The organism is Gillisia xinjiangensis, assembly GCF_046298265.1.
Lineage (GTDB): Bacteria > Bacteroidota > Bacteroidia > Flavobacteriales > Flavobacteriaceae > Gillisia > Gillisia xinjiangensis.
The window spans coordinates 1-500 of record NZ_JBKAHK010000155.1 but is presented as its reverse complement, the minus strand read 5'-3'; the positions used below and the strand labels follow the sequence as shown (position 1 = coordinate 500).

Here is a 500-nt window from a genome sequence, read left to right as displayed (position 1 = left end):
GACCAGCCGCTGGTCTGGCAGGAGGCCGCTCCCGGCAGCTACCGCACCGTGGTCGCCCTGCCGGAGCGCGGCAACTGGGACCTTGTGGTCAGCGCCGCCGACGGCCGCAACGCCCCCTTCGAAATGAAGGCGCGCCTATGGCTCAAATAAGGACCCGCGACAGCCAGGAGACGGCGGGCGCGCTCTGCGGCCCGGTCAGCCCCCTGGCGCTCGGCTGCTGTCCCGGCGGCGCGACGGCGGAGGCTGCCGGCGCGCTCGGCGGCGGCCTGCGCCTGAGCGACTTCGCCGACCACATTGTCCACCAGCATGACGGCTGCGACGCACTGACGCTCATCGTGCAGAACCTGCACTGCCCGAGCTGCATCCGCACCATCGAGGGCGCCGTCGAGGGCCTGCCCGGCCTCGCCAAGGCACGCGTGAACCTCGGCACCCGCCGCCTGAGGCTGCAGTGGGACCCCAAGGTCACCACCGCCGAGCCGCTGCTGGCCGCTGTCGCGGCG

Annotated in this window: 1 protein-coding gene; it reads left to right on the top strand. The window is 73.4% G+C overall.

The features are described 5' to 3' along the window. Positions 1-137 precede the first annotated feature (137 nt). A partial coding sequence (locus ACKGJN_RS16980) for a cation transporter (RefSeq protein ID WP_409540775.1) occupies positions 138-500 on the top strand: 363 nt, incomplete at its 3' end.